The 15,733-nt window shown below is 61.6% G+C and carries 15 protein-coding genes; 2 read left to right on the forward strand and 13 right to left on the reverse strand.

The window, feature by feature from the left end; translation table 11 throughout:
• From ACSQ3F_RS28500 to ACSQ3F_RS28520, 5 genes are all read right to left on the reverse strand, one after another.
• Positions 1 to 384 (reverse strand): RidA family protein, encoded by a 384-nt coding sequence (locus ACSQ3F_RS28500; protein WP_436103503.1) that lies wholly within the window; start codon positions 382 to 384, stop codon positions 1 to 3.
• 10 nt (positions 385 to 394) lie between these two features.
• Complete coding sequence (locus ACSQ3F_RS28505; RefSeq protein ID WP_436103504.1) at positions 395 to 2,002, reverse strand: carboxyl transferase domain-containing protein; 1,608 nt, start codon at positions 2,000 to 2,002, stop codon at positions 395 to 397.
• An 8-nt stretch (positions 2,003 to 2,010) separates the two neighbouring features.
• On the reverse strand, positions 2,011 to 2,394 hold the full coding sequence (locus ACSQ3F_RS28510) for a type II toxin-antitoxin system VapC family toxin (protein WP_436103505.1): 384 nt from the start codon (positions 2,392 to 2,394) through the stop codon (positions 2,011 to 2,013).
• The gene (locus ACSQ3F_RS28515; protein WP_436103506.1) at positions 2,391 to 2,882 is read right to left on the reverse strand and encodes a hypothetical protein; all 492 of its coding nucleotides are present in this window, start codon (positions 2,880 to 2,882) and stop codon (positions 2,391 to 2,393) included. The genes ACSQ3F_RS28510 and ACSQ3F_RS28515 overlap by 4 nt, the downstream gene beginning before the upstream one ends.
• A 71-nt stretch (positions 2,883 to 2,953) precedes the next feature.
• The gene (locus ACSQ3F_RS28520; protein WP_436103507.1) at positions 2,954 to 4,117 is read right to left on the reverse strand and encodes an isovaleryl-CoA dehydrogenase; all 1,164 of its coding nucleotides are present in this window, start codon (positions 4,115 to 4,117) and stop codon (positions 2,954 to 2,956) included.
• A gap of 346 nt (positions 4,118 to 4,463) precedes the next feature.
• Here ACSQ3F_RS28520 and ACSQ3F_RS28525 point away from each other — a divergent pair, with 346 nt between their 5' ends.
• Positions 4,464 to 5,678, forward strand: a complete 1,215-nt coding sequence (locus tag ACSQ3F_RS28525; RefSeq protein ID WP_436103508.1) for a TIGR03862 family flavoprotein — start codon at positions 4,464 to 4,466, stop codon at positions 5,676 to 5,678.
• Between the two features lie 10 nt (positions 5,679 to 5,688).
• Here the strand turns inward: ACSQ3F_RS28525 and ACSQ3F_RS28530 are convergent, their stop codons facing one another.
• The 5 genes from ACSQ3F_RS28530 to gcl form a co-directional block, all read right to left on the reverse strand.
• Entirely contained in the window at positions 5,689 to 6,102 is a 414-nt protein-coding gene (locus tag ACSQ3F_RS28530) for a DUF4174 domain-containing protein (protein WP_436103509.1), read from the reverse strand.
• Between the two features lie 84 nt (positions 6,103 to 6,186).
• The gene (locus ACSQ3F_RS28535; protein ID WP_436103510.1) at positions 6,187 to 7,467 is read right to left on the reverse strand and encodes a glycerate kinase type-2 family protein; all 1,281 of its coding nucleotides are present in this window, start codon (positions 7,465 to 7,467) and stop codon (positions 6,187 to 6,189) included.
• A gap of 63 nt (positions 7,468 to 7,530) precedes the next feature.
• Positions 7,531 to 8,415 carry a 2-hydroxy-3-oxopropionate reductase gene (locus ACSQ3F_RS28540; RefSeq protein ID WP_436103511.1) on the reverse strand — a complete coding sequence of 295 codons (885 nt, stop codon included), beginning with the start codon at positions 8,413 to 8,415 and terminating at the stop codon, positions 7,531 to 7,533.
• Positions 8,416 to 8,420: 5 nt separating this feature from the next.
• Complete coding sequence (gene hyi, locus ACSQ3F_RS28545; protein WP_436103512.1) at positions 8,421 to 9,236, reverse strand: hydroxypyruvate isomerase; 816 nt, start codon at positions 9,234 to 9,236, stop codon at positions 8,421 to 8,423.
• A gap of 21 nt (positions 9,237 to 9,257) precedes the next feature.
• Positions 9,258 to 11,045, reverse strand: coding sequence for a glyoxylate carboligase (gcl, locus tag ACSQ3F_RS28550; protein ID WP_436103513.1), 1,788 nt, complete (start codon positions 11,043 to 11,045; stop codon positions 9,258 to 9,260).
• 348 nt (positions 11,046 to 11,393) lie between these two features.
• On the opposite strand from gcl, the gene bhcR reads away from it, so the two are divergent.
• Complete coding sequence (gene bhcR / locus ACSQ3F_RS28555) at positions 11,394 to 12,248, forward strand: HTH-type transcriptional regulator BhcR (protein WP_436103514.1); 855 nt, start codon at positions 11,394 to 11,396, stop codon at positions 12,246 to 12,248.
• A gap of 351 nt (positions 12,249 to 12,599) precedes the next feature.
• Here the strand turns inward: bhcR and ACSQ3F_RS28560 are convergent, their stop codons facing one another.
• The 3 genes from ACSQ3F_RS28560 to ACSQ3F_RS28570 all read right to left on the reverse strand — a co-directional run bounded on the left by ACSQ3F_RS28560 (position 12,600) and on the right by ACSQ3F_RS28570 (position 14,814).
• Positions 12,600 to 12,971: a hypothetical protein gene (locus ACSQ3F_RS28560; RefSeq protein WP_436103515.1), complete on the reverse strand. Its 372-nt coding sequence runs from the start codon at positions 12,969 to 12,971 to the stop codon at positions 12,600 to 12,602.
• Positions 12,971 to 13,516, reverse strand: coding sequence for a hypothetical protein (locus tag ACSQ3F_RS28565; protein WP_436103516.1), 546 nt, complete (start codon positions 13,514 to 13,516; stop codon positions 12,971 to 12,973). Before ACSQ3F_RS28565 ends, ACSQ3F_RS28560 begins: the two co-directional genes overlap by 1 nt.
• Before the next feature lie 287 nt (positions 13,517 to 13,803).
• A complete protein-coding gene (locus tag ACSQ3F_RS28570) occupies positions 13,804 to 14,814 on the reverse strand; it encodes a glycoside hydrolase family 25 protein (protein WP_436103517.1) in 1,011 nt (336 codons plus the stop codon).
• Positions 14,815 to 15,733: the final 919 nt, after the last annotated feature.

Here is a 15,733-nt window from a genome sequence, read left to right on the forward strand (position 1 = left end):
CTATTGCGCGGCGACGACTTCGACCTCGAGAAGCCAGGCCCCGTCGAAAATGCCGGCGATCACCACCGTCATCGCCGGCGCCAGGTTGCCGAGATACTCGCTGCGGATTTCGCGATTGGCCACGGTGTGGTGCCGGTCGGCGAGATACGTCGTCACCTTGACGATATCCGCCTTGGTCATCCCCGCCGCCTTCAGCTGTGCATCAACATTGAGCCAGACCTGTCGCGCCTGCGCCTCGAAGCTTGCAGGCAAGGCATCGTCGGAATCCGTTGGCACCTGACCGCTGACGAAGAGCAGCCGCTGAAAATCCTCAAGCCGCACGGCTTGCGAATAGCCGCCGCGCGGTTGAGGGGCATTCTTGGCATTGAAAACGTCGCGTTTCATTGTCGTCTCCTCACATCCTGAACAGGCCAAAACGGGTTTCGTCTATCGGTGCATTCATTGTTGCCGAAAGAGAGAGCGCCAGCACATCGCGGCTCTTGCGCGGATCGATGATGCCGTCGTCCCAGAGCCGCGCCGAGGCATAGAGCGGGTGGCTTTGGGTTTCGAACAGGTTGAGCACCGGCTGCTTGAATTTCGCCTCGTCCTCTTCCGTCCAGGGGGTGCCAGCCCGCTTCAGCGCATCGCCGCGCACGGTCGCCAAAACCCCTGCCGCCTGCTCGCCGCCCATCACGGAAATCCGGCTGTTCGGCCAGGTCCAGAGGAAGCGCGGCGAAAAGGCCCGGCCGCTCATGCCGTAATTGCCGGCGCCGAAGGAGCCGCCGACCAGCATGGTGATCTTCGGCACCTTCGTCGTCGCCACCGCCGTCACCAGCTTGGCGCCATGCTTGGCAATGCCTTCCGTCTCGTATTTCCGCCCGACCATGAAGCCTGTGATGTTCTGCAGGAAAACGAGCGGGATTTTGCGTTGCGAACACAATTCGACGAAATGCGTGCCCTTCAGCGCCGATTCCGAAAACAGCACGCCATTGTTGGCGATGATGCCAACGGGGATACCGTGCACATGGGCAAAGCCGCAGACAAGCGTGGTGCCGTATCGCGCCTTGAACTCGTCGAACCGGGAACCGTCGACGATGCGGGCAATCACCTCGCGAATGTCATAGGGCGTGCGCAGGTCGGATGGGACGATGCCCGTAATATCGTCTGGATCGTAGACCGGTTCCTCCGGTGCCTGCCGCTCTACGGTCGCGATCACTGGCCGGTTGAGATTAGCGACTGTCCGGCGCGCCAAAGCCAGCGCATGCGCATCGTTGCGCGCCAGATGGTCGGCAACGCCGGAAAGCCGCGTATGCACGTCGCCACCGCCCAGATCTTCGGATGAGACAATCTCGCCGGTCGCGGCGCGAACCAGCGGCGGGCCGGCCAGAAAGATCGTTCCCTGACCCTCGACGATGATCGCCTCGTCCGACATCGCCGGCACATAGGCGCCGCCCGCCGTGCACGACCCCATCACCACGGCGATCTGCGGAATGCCGGCAGCCGACATGTTCGCCTGGTTGTAGAAAATTCGGCCGAAGTGATCCCGGTCCGGAAAAACCTCGTCCTGGTTCGGCAGGTTGGCCCCCCCGGAATCGACCAGATAGATGCAGGGCAGATTATTCTCCGCCGCGACCTCCTGCGCCCGCAAATGCTTCTTCACCGTCATCGGATAATAGGTGCCGCCTTTGACGGTGGCATCATTGCAGACGATCATGCAGTCGCGGCCGGACACGCGGCCGATCCCGGTGATCAAGCCTGCAGCCGGCGCATCACCGTTGTAGAGCCCGTGCGCGGCGGTCAAACCGACTTCGAGGAACGGCGTCGCCGGATCGATCAGCTGGGCCACGCGCTCGCGCGGCAGCATCTTGCCCCGGCTGACATGGCGTTCGCGCGCCACCTCGCCGCCGCCGCCGGCCGCCAGAAGCGCTGCCTCCTCCGCCACGCGCATCGCGTCGCTCATCGCCGCGCTGTTGGCCCGGAATGTTTCCGATGCGGTGGAAATTTGCGAGCGGATCACGGCCATGGGGTCACCTACCGGATAAGTTTCACGACACAGGCGAGGTCGAGTTCCGACCAGATCCTGTCAGTGGTGATGGCAGCCGTGCCGCCGATGATTGCCAGCCCTATGCAAGCGCGATCGGCAAAGGAAAGCCGCCTTGCGCGCGTATCTTTTCGCAATGCGGCCGCCCCCTCGGCGGAGGTCGTATCGAACGGAACGACCTCGAGCCGAAGAGCCCCCAGCCAGACGAAAGCCTCATCCGGTTGCAGGCCTTTGTCGATCAGCTTTGCCCCGGCTTCCGAATAATTGACTGCCGAGATGCGTGCACCTGGGAGCTGCATCATCGCCTGTTCGGCGCCCGGCTCGTTGAAAGCCATGGCCAATATAGCGGAAGCATCGAACACCGCGCCGCTCATTGCGCCTCCGCTTCCTTGCGGCGTTCCGCGATCAATTCGTCGGAGACGAGCGTGCCTGCGGGCACCAGATCCCGTGTGCGGCGCTGCAGCTGACGAACGGCAACCATTGGAGAGATGACGCGCAGTTCGCCATCGATAACGCTTACCGTCACCCGTCCGTCATCATCGAGAAGCATGGCGCGGCGAAGATCGGCCGGAAGCGTGATGCTGCCGTCAGTCGCCACTGACATCGACCGGAAAGTGATGTTTCCCGGCGAAAGGGATGGCAGGTCCCGCTGCATGTCTTTCTCCTGCCGGGCGAGATATTCCTTCTTCCAATGGGAATACTGTGTGAAACCGGTCCCCTGATTGCCGCCTTCGGCCATATAGATATCTGCAACTTCACGCCCGCTCGGCGGTGTGCCGTTCTTGGCCAGCAGTTCATCGCAGATTTGCCAGATACGCGCTTTTTCCGAACCCTGCCGTACAGATAAGTGCAACATATTCATCACAACCTCCATCAATCGATACGGCGATTATATTTTACGTAACACGTTATGTAAAACGATAAATGTAAAATCTACATCGTTTCCGCAAACAATTCCCGGCCGATCAACATGCGCCGTATCTCCGAAGTCCCGGCGCCGATCTCATAGAGCTTGGCGTCTCTCAGCAGACGGCCCGCTGGATAGTCATTGGTATAACCATTGCCGCCCAGCACCTGGATGGTTTCAAGCGCCAATGCCGTCGCCCGTTCGGCCGCATAGAGGATGCAGCCGGCCGCATCCTTGCGCGCCGTCTCGCCGCGGTCGCAAGCGGAAGCCACGGCGTAGACATAGGCGCGCGCGGCATTCAGCGTCACATACATGTCGGCGATCTTTCCCTGCATGAGTTGGAATTCCCCGATCGGCTGGCCGAACTGCTTTCTTTCATGCAGATAGGGGACGGCGGCGTCTAGGCAAGCCGCCATGATCCCGAGCGGCCCGGCAGAAAGCACCACCCGCTCGTAGTCGAGACCCGACATCAGGATGCGAACCCCACCGCCGACGCTGCCCAGCACATTCTCCTCCGGCACTTCGCAATCGCTGAAGATCAGTTCGCAAGTGTTGGAGCCGCGCATGCCGAGCTTGTCGAGCTTCTTGCCGGTGGAAAAACCGGAGAAACTCTTTTCGATCAGGAATGCCGTTATGCCGCGCGGACCGGCCTGCGGATCGGTCTTGGCATAGACCACCAGCACATCGGCATCCGGACCGTTGGTGATCCACATCTTGTTGCCGTTGAGCACATAACGGTCTCCGCGTTTGTCGGCCCTGAGCTTCATCGAGACGACATCGGAGCCCGCTCCCGGCTCGGACATCGCCAGTGCTCCGACATGCTCGCCGGAAACAAGCTTCGGCAGATATTGCTGTTTTTGCGCATCCGAGCCGTTGCGGTTGATCTGGTTGACGCAGAGATTGGAATGCGCCCCATAGCTCAAGCCCACCGACGCCGAAGCGCGGCTGATCTCCTCCATCGCCACGCAATGGGCGAGATAGCCGAGACCGCTTCCGCCGTAAGCTTCATCCGCTGTGATGCCCAGCAGCCCGAGATCGCCCATTTCCCGCCAGAGCGGCGTCGGAAAGCTGTTGTCCCGATCGATGTCGGCTGCATGCGGCGCGATGCGCTCGCTGGCAAACCGGCGCACGGCCTCGCGCAGCGCCTCGATTTCTTCGCCCAGAGCAAAGCTCAAACCACCTGAATACATCGGGCCTCCTCCCTATCACGCTGCTCTATGCCGGGTACGAACGATATCCACCGCGACCTCGACCGAGGCGCTTGGCGGACACTGCTCTCCTCCGAGTTCACAGCCGTCGAGTGATGCCGGTGCGACGGACTCCTCTTCCGCCGCGCCGGTGTCGAATTTCGAGACTATCACACCCGCGCAACAATTTCCGAACCAAGACAGAGGCTTGCACGCATGATTTGCAAAAAATCACCGCGGCAAAGCCGTCGTTTCGATTGCCCGGACAATCGGCTACCGTCGCTGTCGCCCTTGCATACGACGCCGGCAAGCTTCAAGACGGAACCACGACAACGGCAGCGGACAGATCATGGCAGGAAAACAGATCGCGATCATCGGCGGCGGGCCGGCGGGCCTGATGGCGGCAGAGGTGCTGTCGCTGTCCGGCCATGCGGTGACAGTCTATGACGGCATGCCGACCTTCGGCCGGAAATTCCTGCTCGCAGGCAAATCCGGCCTTAACATCACCCATTCCGAGAACTACGCACGCTTCGCCACCCGTTTCGGAGCGGCCAGCGAGCGACTGCGTTCAGCGCTCGACGCTTTCACCCCCGATGACGTGCAGGATTGGGCATCGGGGCTCGGCACGGAAACCTTCGTCGGCACATCCGGACGCGTTTTCCCGAAAGTCATGAAGGCATCGCCGCTTCTGCGCGCCTGGCTCGGCAGGCTCGAAGCGCAAGGCGTGAAACTGCTCACACGCCATCGCTGGACGGGTTTTGCCGGTGACGATCTAGTCTTCGAAACGCCGAATGGAAGGGCAGTCATCCGCAACGACGCGACGCTGCTCGCGCTCGGCGGCGCCAGCTGGCCGCGCCTGGGATCGGACGGAGCCTGGACCGCCGTGCTGCGCGATAAGGGCGTTGAAATAGCCGATCTTCTACCCGCCAATTGCGGCTTCGACGTTGCCTGGAGCGATATCTTCAAATCCCGCTTTGCCGGCGCGCCGCTGAAATCGGTGACGGCCACGTCGGATGCCGGGACCTTTCCCGGAGAATTCGTGATTTCCGAACACGGCATAGAGGGTAGCCTTGTCTACGCGCATGCGGCGGCCTTGCGGGACCGGCTTTCCGTGAATGGACGGGCAGACCTGCGCATAGATCTCGCACCGGGAAGAAGCATCGAACGCCTGGCGAGAGACCTTGACCGCCAGGATGGAAAGGCCAGCCTCTCCAATCGCCTGCGCAAGGGCGCCGGGCTCGAAGGCGTCAAATCCGCCCTGCTGCGGGAACTGCTTCCGGAAACCGCGCTCACCGATCCGCAGCAACTTGCGCGATCGATCAAGGCGCTACTGATCCCTGTGCTTAAGCCGCGGCCGATCGCCGAAGCGATTTCATCGGCGGGCGGTATCCGCCTCGATAATCTCGACGAGCGATATATGCTCAAATCCCTGCCCGGCATCTTCGCCACGGGAGAAATGCTGGACTGGGAGGCGCCGACCGGCGGCTATCTGCTGACCGCCTGTTTCGCCACCGGCCGCGCCGCCGCGCGCGGCATCATGCATTGGCTGCAAGCCCGGCAATGATCTCAGCGCCTCAGTTCGAAGGTTTGCGTGTCGGCGTCTGATCGATCAACTCGAAAATGGTGGAGACAGGCACCACGTCGTCCGACCGCAGCTTGACCAATCCATCCTTGCCGACAAGCCGCAGCGCAAAGACGCCATCGGCAACGTCGAGATCGTAGCGGATGGCGTAAGGATTGAGATCGTAATGCGGCCCGAACAGCACCTTCACATCGTCGCGGCCGACTTCCAGCACGATCAGATCGCGCTCGCGCAGCCCCTCGGTTTCAGCCAGCAGAATATCGGCTTGGCGCATGGCCTCACTGCGATCCTCGCCGGGAAAGATGACGAGAACCCGGTAGCGCCATTCGAAATCGACAAGGCTTTCGCCGCCATGCTGCGGATCGACACCCATGCCGAACACATCGGCTGTCAGTGATTTCAGCATCGCCTTGATCCTCGTGCTATTGAACCATGAGAGGACAAACCGGCAGCCCGGCGTTTGGTTCCGGATTTTCGCTCAAGGATACAGTTATTGAACGAGGATCGCCCGAAAATCATTGACGTTCGTACCGGTCGGCCCCGGCTTGAAAATATCGCCGATCGCATCGAAGGCGGACCAGCTGTCATTGCGGACGAGAAGTGCCGCGGCATCGATATCGTTTGCGGCAACACGCGCAATCGAAGTGCCATCGGCAAATGCCCCGGCATTGTCTTCAGACCCATCGATCCCATCCGTATCCGCCGCAAGCGCCGAGACACCGGGGCATCCGTCGATACCGAGAGCCAGAGACAGAAGAAACTCGCTGTTGCGCCCGCCCTTGCCCGCGCCCCTGCCCCCCTCCTTGATCGTCACGGTGGTCTCGCCCCCGGAGAGAATGACGACGGGCTTCCTGAACGGCCGGTTGCGCACGGCAACTTCTCGCACGATCGCGGCATGCACGCGTCCGACCTCGCTCGCCTCCCCTTCCATCGCATCGGAGAGAATGACGGCTTCGACGCCGACCTCGCGCGCCGCCTCCACTGCTGCCTCCAGTGAAACCGCGGCCGATGCCACGAGACGGACGGTATTGCTTGCAAAGCGCGGATCGGACGGTGCTGGTGCGGCGCAGTCCCCGCCGCGGATGAAATCCATGACCTTTTGTGGCAGGTCCAGCCGAAAACGCTCGATATATCTCAGCGCATCCTCGCGCGTACTGCCATCGGGGATCGTCGGCCCCGAAGCAACCAGCGCCGGGTCATCGCCGGGAATGTCCGACACGACCAAGGACACGACCTTGGCGGGATAAGCTGCCGCAGCCAGCCGCCCGCCCTTGATCAGCGAGACATGCTTGCGCACCGCATTCATTGCGCTGATCGGCGCACCGGAGGCCAAGAGCGCCCGGTTGACGACAATCTCGTCCTGCAGCGTCAGCCCGGCCGCCGGCATCGGCAGCAGCGCTGACCCGCCGCCGCAGATCAGCGCTACGACAAGATCATCCTCTGTGAGCCCGCTCACCTCCTGCATCAGCCGCAGCGACGCCTTCAAGCCGTTTTCATCCGGCAACGGATGCGATGCCTCCAGCACCTCGATCCGCTCGCAAAACGCGCCATAGCCGTAGCGCGTCACGACGGCGCCCGAAAGCGGCCCATCCCAGAGCCGTTCGAACACCTGCGCCATCTGCGCCGCACCCTTCCCGGCACCGATCACCACCGTCTTGCCCTTCGGCTTCTCCGGCAGATTGGCCGCCAGCACCCTGACCGGATCGGCGGCGGCGACCGCCGCGTGAAACAACGCTTCGAGAAAAACCTTGGGGTCCGCGATCGGCGGCATGTCGTTTATCCTTATCTATCAAAAAGACCGGGCGGCGTTCCTCCTTGCCGCCCGGTCGGTTCGTCAGGCGACCGCGTGGTTGGCCATGCGTTCCAGAGCCTTGACGAGGCCCGAGTGATCGAGACCGGCATCGCCATTGGCAGCGCAATTGTTGAAGAGCTCCTGCGTCGCCGCCGTGTTCGGCAGCGATATGCCGAGCGATTTTGCCCCCTGCAGCGCCAGATTGAGATCCTTCTGGTGCAGCGAGATGCGGAAGCCGGGATCGAAGGTGCGCTTGATCATCCGGTCGCCGTGCACTTCGAGAATGCGCGAGGAGGCAAACCCGCCCATCAACGCCTCGCGCACGCGCGCCGGATCAGCCCCTGCCTTCGAGGCGAAGACCAGCGCTTCCGAGACCGCCTCGATGGTCAGCGCGACGATGATCTGGTTGGCGACCTTGGTCACCTGGCCGTCGCCGCAGTCGCCGACCAGCGTGATGTTCTTGCCCATCAGTTTGAACAGCGGCAGCGCCCGCGCGAAGCTTTCCTCAGTGCCGCCGGCCATGATCGAGAGCGACGCCTGTTTCGCGCCGACCTCGCCGCCGGAGACCGGCGCATCCATATATTCGGCGCCCGTCTCGCGCACCTTCCTGGCGAATTCCTTGGTCTCGATCGGCGAGATCGAGCTCATGTCGATGACCAGCTTGCCCTTCGACAGGCCGTAGGCAACGCCGTTTTCGCCGAACAGGACGTCCTTGACCTCCGGCGTGTCCGGCAGCATCAGGATGACGATGTCGACCTCCTCGGCCAGCGCCTTCGGATTGTCCGCAAACAGCAGGCCGTTGTCGAGGACCTCCTGCTTCGGCGGGATGAAGAATTTCGAGGTGACGACGGTATGCCCGGCATCCTGCAGGTGGCGCGCCATCGGCGTGCCCATGATACCCAGTCCGATAAAGCCGATTGTGGCCATGATGCTTAACTCCTGATCTTGATGATGTCTGCGCTGCGGGGCCGAAGGTTCGCCTCGGACAGCCAGCCGAGGCCTTCGGATGTCGTCGTGCGCGGCTTGTATTCGCAGCCGATGAAGCCGTCATATCCGGCGGCGTCGAGCGCCGCGAAGACGAAGGGATAGTTGATCTCGCCGGTGCCGGGCTCGTTGCGGCCTGGATTGTCGGCAAGCTGGATATGGGTGATCCGGTCCTTATGCTTTTGATAGGTGCCGATCAGTTCGCCCTGCGTCCGCTGCTGGTGGTAGAGGTCGTACTGGATGAACAGGTTGTCGCTGCCGACCTCCGCGATGATCGAGGCCGCCTCATCCACCGTGTTGAGGTAGAAGCCCGGAATGTCGAAGCGGTTGATCGGCTCGATCAACAGCCGGATGCCGTGTTTGCCGAGTTCGGTCGCCGCCAGCCTGAGATTGGCAACGAAGGTCGCCCGCAGCGCGTCATCGGAAACGCCTGTCGGGGCGATGCCGGCGAGGCAGTTGACCTGGGCACAGCCAAGCGTCGTCGCATAGTCGATGGCAGACGCCACGCCGCGGCGGAATTCGTCGATCCGGTCGGGCAGGATGGCGATGCCGCGTTCGCCGCCGGCCCAGTTGCCGGCCGGCAGGTTGTGCAGCACCTGGGTGAGGCCGTTGGCGGCGAGGGCAGCCTTCAGCGCCTCGGCGTCGAAGTCATAGGGAAAGAGATATTCCACCGCCTCGAACCCGGCCTTGGCGGCGAGTGCGAACCGATCGAGGAATGGCACCTCGTTGAAAAGCATGGTCAGGTTTGCCGCGAATTTCGGCATGAACAATCCTCCGTTTTCTGATCAGTCGAGCAGGGCAGCCATGATCGCCGTCGGCGCATCCTCGCCGCGCTCGGCAAGCTCCTCGAACTCGACGACGGCATTGATGTCGGCACCCATCGAAATATTGGTGACGCGCTCGAGGATGAACTCGATGACGACTGGCACCCGATGTTCGTCCATCAAAGCCTTTGCCTTGGCGAAAGCCTCCTGGAACTCGTTCGGGCTCCTCACCCTTATCGCCTTGCAGCCGAGCCCTTCGGCGACCGCCACGTGATCGACGCCATAGCCCTTCTCCGCATCTTCGGATGCGTTGATGTTGTCAAAGGCGAGGCTCACCTCGAAATCCATGTTGAAGCCGCGCTGCGCCTGGCGGATCAGGCCGAGATAGGAATTGTTCACGACCACATGCAGGTAGGGCAGCCTGTGCTGGGCGCCGACCGCCAGTTCCTCGATCATGAACTGGAAGTCGTAATCGCCCGACAGCGCCACGATCGGCCGGTCCGGATCGGCGGCGCGCACACCGAGCGCTGCTGGCAGCGTCCAGCCGAGCGGGCCTGCCTGGCCGCAATTGATCCAGTTGCGCGGCTTGTAGACGTGCAGGAACTGCGCCCCGGCAATCTGGCTGAGGCCGATCGTCGAGACATAGCAGGTGTCGCGGCCGAACGCCTTGTTCATCTCCTCGTAGACCCGCTGCGGCTTCAAGGGCGTCTGGTCGAAATGCGTCTTGCGCAGCATGGTGCGCTTGCGCTCGCGGCACTCTTCCGCCCAGCCCGACCAGTCGCGCAATTTTCCCGCCGTCTTCCATTCGGTGGCAACGTCGAGGAAGAGCTTCAGCGCCGCCCCCGCATCCGAGACGATGCCGAAATCCGGCGCGAAGACGCGGCCGATCTGGGTCGGCTCGATATCGACATGGATGAATTTGCGCCCTTCCGTATAGGTCGGCACGTTGCCGGTATGGCGATTGGCCCAGCGGTTGCCGACGCCGAGCACGAAGTCGGAGGCCAGGAGATTGGCATTGCCATAGCGGTGCGAGGTCTGCAGCCCGCACATGCCGGCCATCAGCGGATGATCGTCCGGGATCGTGCCCCAGCCCATCAGCGTCGGGATCACCGGAATGCCGGTGATCTCGGCGAATTCGGTCAAGAGATCGGAGGCATCCGCGTTGATGATGCCGCCGCCGGCGACGATCAGCGGACGCTCCGCCGCGTTCAGCATGGCGATCGCCTTCTCGGCTTGAGCCCGCGTTGCCGAGGGCTTGTAGGCGCCGAGCGAGGCATAGGTGTCGATATCGAACTCGATCTCGGCCAGCTGCACGTCGACCGGCAGGTCGATCAGCACCGGACCGGGACGGCCCGAGCGCATCAGGTGGAACGCCTTCTGGAAGACGAAGGGCACCAGCGCCGGCTCCATGACGGTGACCGCCCATTTGGTTAGCGGCCCTGCGATCTTGGCAATGTCGACGGCCTGAAAATCCTCCTTGTCGAGCCGGGCGCGCGGCGCCTGGCCGGTGATGCAGAGGATCGGGATCGAATCCGCCTGGGCCGAATAGAGCCCGGTGATCATGTCTGTGCCGGCCGGCCCCGAGGTGCCGATGCAGACGCCGATATTGCCGTGCCGGGCACGGGTATAGCCCTCTGCCATATGCGAGGCACCCTCGACATGCCGCGCCAGGATATGGCGCACCGAGCCGCGCGCCTTCAGCGCCGAATAAAAGGGATTGATCGCCGCCCCCGGAACCCCGAAGGCGCAATCGACGCCTTCCTTCTCCAGAACCAGAACCGCCGCATCGACAGCGCGCATTTTCGCCATGACTAGATCCTCCATCGTGTGAGGATGAGGTTAGTCCATTTTTGCGGGACGGCAATTGAATAATGGAAATCATTCCCATCATATGGAAATAAACATTTTCAACGAATCCGGCATGAATGGCGCCCTCCGGAGGCATGGTAAGTGCCTATGGATTTTGATGCTGGCCGCTTGCTCCGAAATCGATGGGCGAAAGCCCGCTGCGGGAAGCATCAGGCCGGCGGCAAACTTCCCCTCTCCCCACAGGCTGGGAGAGGGTGAGGGGCAGAAACGCCAAACGGTGCCCCAAACCAGTTCCGGTTCGCGCAACGATGCAATATGTCATGAGAAAACCGGGCAAAGGGGACGCACATGGCAGACAAGCCGCAACCATCAAGACAGGATCAATTGCGTGCCAAACCCGGCCGCAAGGCCAATGAGAACGCCGCCCCTTCCTCCGTCCAGGTGCTCGACCGCAGCCTGAAACTGCTCGACCTCGTGGCAAGCGCCGATGGCGCAGCGCTGACCGAGCTTGCCGACCAGTCCGGCATGGCCCCCTCGACGGTCCACCGGCTGCTCACCGCGCTTGCGGGTCACGGCATGGTCACCCGCGACGCCGAGACCGGCGCCTGGACGATCGGCCTGAAAGCCTTCGAGATCGGCAACGCCTTCCTGCGCTTCCGCAAGCTCGGCACGATCAGCCGCCCCTTCCTGAAACAACTGATGGAACGCTCGGGCGAAACCGCCAATATCGGCATCGAGGACGGCGGCGACGTCGTTTTCATCTCGCAGGTCGAAAGCCACGCCCCGATGCGCGCCTTCTTCCGCCCCGGCCGCCGCGGCCCGATCCACGCCTCCGGCATCGGCAAGGCCATCCTCTCCACTTGGCCCGACGCCGAGATCGAACGCCTCCTCTCAACCCGCTCCCTTCCCCGCTTCACCGAAAACACCCGCGACACCCTCTCCAAGCTGCTCGCCGACCTGGAAGTCACCCGCACCCGCGGCTGGTCGATCGACGACGAGGAACACACGCTGGGCATGCGCTGCCTCGCCGCCCCGATCTTCAACGAATACGGCGAGGCGATCGCGGGAATTTCGGTCTCGGGACCGGCGGTGCGGCTGCCGGACGGGACGCTTGCGGAGCTGGGGCCGGTGGTGCGGGCGGCGGCGGAGGGGGTAACGCGGGCGATGGGGGGGGTGGGGAATGACTCGCGCAAACCGAGTTGAGGACACTACGATGTGTCGAGTGGCGGTGGGCGTTGTCCGTGATGATAGTTTTTCAGTTATCTCAAATACTTAGTCATGTTCTAACTTTGCTTGGCACTGTGATAAATCCAGACCAAGGCCCTCGCAGGTCGCTGCGGAGCACACCCGCCGGCCCTCCCGTCGGGTGACATTGCGGAAATTCTGCTAGGCCGTCCGCCACGTCAAACGCGACTTCGACATGCCTCACGATTTCGAGTTCAGCCGTGGACCTGTTTAGGCTCGATTAAGCGAGCCCTTGTGCCACCCGCTTCAAGTGGTTTGCTTCTATCCGCCAACTTGGATTGATCTCAAGTAAAAATTCTCCTTACGGGATCAAAATAGCAAACCTTTTAGTGCGTTCTCTTTGTATGCGTAGCTATCTTCTGCGATCGCGTACAAGTTTGATATTACATTCAGGTCTGGAGATTTAGCTATCCTTATTGGGGTATGATCGTTGGTGAGTTTATATATTTCGAACTCGAATTTATTCGCCCAATACCACTCATCTTCGTCAAGATAGCTTCGGTATCTAGAGGACTTGACTACGTATCTCAGTCCATTCAAGTTTGTTTCATATGCGCGATCTACTTCGGTCCATGGGTCATTGTCGTAAGAGCTAGTAATGTCCCATACGGCCTCTTGTTTCGAGGTCAGTTCAATCAACTTTGTGATCGCCTTCATCCAGTCTTCGTTGCTATAGGCCATCACTTTGCCTCCTGCTCTTTCAAGTAAGCGGATATTTCCTCAGACAATTCGTTGAGTGTTCTGAAAAGGTCCCAATAGACGGTCGCATCATTGGCGATGAGTTGATCCCGCTTTGGGTCATTCATCCAGCTAACCAACAAAACGCATTCCTTTTCGGCTCTCTTTATAAGGTCGTGCATCTTGTGCCCTTTAATTCGCCCGATAGACCTGAGGAACACCGCAATTTGAGAAATAAATCTTTCAGAACGCAATTCGACTGCCCGCTTGTTGGCCGCTTTCGTCATTGCGGTGGTTATGTTCGTGAGACTACCTCGGATTTCGGGGAACCGTGTCTTGGCGAAATATCTTTTGGCAAGTTCGCCTACCTCGTATGCTGCATAGAAGGAAAAAAGTACCCCAAGATAACTCAACCAAGTCCCCGCGAGAGACCATAAGTCTGTCGTAGTGAGTGGCGTCGTGCCGGGGAGTATAGGCCAATCCCACTTCCACGCACACCACGCTACAATCAGCGGCAACGCCGCCGCGCCACCTAATAATTTCCACATTCACAACCCTCGGCATCCGGTTGACTATACTAGAGAAGTCCAGCTTAAGATTTTGCTCAAAGCTGGAAGGCCATCAATGAAAAACGGACGCAGACGCTAGAGGCGGTCTCACTCGCCCTGCCGCTATATTGTATCGCTTGCTTCGCAGCAGGAAACTGATGAGCGTCATGAAAAAACGGTTCAAACTCAACGTGTCTAATATGAACCACCACGTTCACACTTTGCTATTTATGAGAGCCGACTTCGCCGCATCCCTGTGAGTCTGGATGACAGGCCACCCCCAACCCTCACCCCCGCGCCACCCAACTATGCCAATCCTCCTCACTCCCATGGAACACGTTGAGGTCGATCCTGCCCTCAACCCCATGCGAAAGCCCCGAGCCGGAATATTGCCAGAACAGCCATTTGCGGCCCGGATAGACTTTTGACGGGTGGGCGGCGACCGAGCGGAGCCAGAAGGGGTGGTTGGGGAATTCGTCCCTCAGATTGTCGCGGTAGAAGTCGGGCGCGGTGTAGATCACCGGGCGCTTTCCGTAGTACCGCTCCAGCTTGTCCATGAAGACCTGCATCTTTTCCAGCACCTTCGCCCGCGAGACGCGCCGCTTGCAGCTCGACTCGCCATTATATTCGACGTCGATCACCGGCGGCAACGCGTCGGGGTCGCGCGGCACGTTGCGGATGAACCAGTCGGCCTGTTCGCCGGCGGTGCGGCACCAGTAGAAGAAGTGATAGGCGCCGCGCTTCAGCCCGGCCTCCTTGGCGCGCCGCCAGTTCTTCTTGAACATCGGGTCGAGATGGTCGCCGCCGTCGGTCGCCTTGATATAGGCGAAGTTCGCCCCTTGCGTCCTGAGCCGCGCCCAGTCGATCTCGCCCTGCCAGCGCGAAATGTCGACACCGTGGACAGCGAGCTTGCGCGGCGAGCGGGAGCCGAAATTGATCGGATGGGCGTCGCGGAACTGGCGGCTGTAGATCTGCGCCCGCCGGCCCGGTCGCGTTGCCGTCGCCGGCTCGTCCGGCGTCATCAGCGTCACCGGCCGCTCCGTTGGAACGGCCATGCCCTCGGTCGCCACCGCCTCGAAGGCCTGCGGCTGCGGCACCTGCCCCGCCCAGGCCAGTTCCTCCTGCTGCTGTGCCGCCTGCGCCTCGGCCACCTCCGCCGACGGCACGGGGACGACCGGTTGCGTGACGGAGTTGGTCGTCTCCGGCGACGGCCGCGCCGCGACGCTGTCCGGCCGCGAACCGCAGCCCGAAAGGGCAAGGCCGACAAGGAAGAGTGCTAGAACAGCCGAGAGACGCATAGGACCACACACGCAAAACAAAAGCCCACGGCGCTAACGCGCCCACTACCGTCAATTGCTAACGGAAAATTACCAACAAAGATTGAATCCGGTCTTTCTCATGTGGGGAATGATGGGGTTTGACGACCCCGAGATTGCGCCGGCACGCAAGTCTCTCTTTGCGGTCATTCTCCCCTATGAGGTCCAGCCCGGGGGCACGAAAGATCAGCGCGCCCGCCATCATCCTCAGGCTTTACCGGTCAAGCCCCTCTCTCCTCGCCGTCATCCTCGGGCTTGACCCGAGGATCCATCCTCAAGCCTACCAACGCGTATCATCCGGACGGAGCTGGTGATTGGATCCTCGGGTCAAGCCCGAGGATGACCCGGAGGGACGGCCAGATGTTTGCCAAAAAAGCAAAAATCATCCCCGGAGTTTCCCCGCTGATCCCCGCCCGGCAAACCTGTGCGATGATCATGCCGTTCCGTCATCGGCTACCCCGCGAGGCGTCGCGGCGAGGCGGGACCGGTGCCGGGTGGAGGAAGGACGTGAGCCTTTGCCCGGTGGACTGTCAGAAAATGGTTTCCCTCTCGCCTGAAACAGGGCGGGGCGTGCCTGTGAGGCACACATGAGGACCGGCGACTGGTCTGCCGAAAGGCCGATCTTTCGTGGCGCGGCGGGTGTTGGAAGAGCAATAAGAGAGCCCGCGAGCCCCACCCTGGTAAAGGTGCCGATCATCCGCGCAGAGAAACCGGAGTTGCCAGTCGACGAACGCTGAACGGGGCGCTGGAAGGCGTCATCCAAACTTACTTCGTCTCGGCACCTCCCGGCGCCCCGGCCAAGTAACGCAGGAGAGAACCACGGCGGATTTTCCGCGCGTGGGCGAAGCTGTTTGCCGCCCACCCCTCTTCTCCCCCACGGGGAGAAGGTGGCCCGCAGGGC

It is taken from the genome of Pararhizobium sp. LjRoot238, assembly GCF_964252955.1.
In the GTDB taxonomy this organism is placed as follows: Bacteria; Pseudomonadota; Alphaproteobacteria; order Rhizobiales; family Rhizobiaceae; genus Pararhizobium.

Bases quoted from the DNA above. Each gene is read 5' to 3' on its own strand.
- ACSQ3F_RS28500 (WP_436103503.1), bottom strand. From the start codon at position 384: ATGAAACGCGACGTTTTCAATGCCAAGAATGCCCCTCAACCGCGCGGC.
- ACSQ3F_RS28505 (WP_436103504.1), bottom strand. From the start codon at position 2,002: ATGGCCGTGATCCGCTCGCAAATTTCCACCGCATCGGAAACATTCCGG.
- ACSQ3F_RS28510 (WP_436103505.1), bottom strand. From the start codon at position 2,394: ATGAGCGGCGCGGTGTTCGATGCTTCCGCTATATTGGCCATGGCTTTC.
- ACSQ3F_RS28515 (WP_436103506.1), bottom strand. From the start codon at position 2,882: ATGAATATGTTGCACTTATCTGTACGGCAGGGTTCGGAAAAAGCGCGT.
- ACSQ3F_RS28520 (WP_436103507.1), bottom strand. From the start codon at position 4,117: ATGTATTCAGGTGGTTTGAGCTTTGCTCTGGGCGAAGAAATCGAGGCG.
- ACSQ3F_RS28525 (WP_436103508.1), top strand. From the start codon at position 4,464: ATGGCAGGAAAACAGATCGCGATCATCGGCGGCGGGCCGGCGGGCCTG.
- ACSQ3F_RS28530 (WP_436103509.1), bottom strand. From the start codon at position 6,102: ATGCTGAAATCACTGACAGCCGATGTGTTCGGCATGGGTGTCGATCCG.
- ACSQ3F_RS28535 (WP_436103510.1), bottom strand. From the start codon at position 7,467: ATGCCGCCGATCGCGGACCCCAAGGTTTTTCTCGAAGCGTTGTTTCAC.
- ACSQ3F_RS28540 (WP_436103511.1), bottom strand. From the start codon at position 8,415: ATGGCCACAATCGGCTTTATCGGACTGGGTATCATGGGCACGCCGATG.
- hyi (WP_436103512.1), bottom strand. From the start codon at position 9,236: ATGCCGAAATTCGCGGCAAACCTGACCATGCTTTTCAACGAGGTGCCA.
- gcl (WP_436103513.1), bottom strand. From the start codon at position 11,045: ATGGCGAAAATGCGCGCTGTCGATGCGGCGGTTCTGGTTCTGGAGAAG.
- bhcR (WP_436103514.1), top strand. From the start codon at position 11,394: ATGGCAGACAAGCCGCAACCATCAAGACAGGATCAATTGCGTGCCAAA.
- ACSQ3F_RS28560 (WP_436103515.1), bottom strand. From the start codon at position 12,971: ATGGCCTATAGCAACGAAGACTGGATGAAGGCGATCACAAAGTTGATT.
- ACSQ3F_RS28565 (WP_436103516.1), bottom strand. From the start codon at position 13,516: ATGTGGAAATTATTAGGTGGCGCGGCGGCGTTGCCGCTGATTGTAGCG.
- ACSQ3F_RS28570 (WP_436103517.1), bottom strand. From the start codon at position 14,814: ATGCGTCTCTCGGCTGTTCTAGCACTCTTCCTTGTCGGCCTTGCCCTT.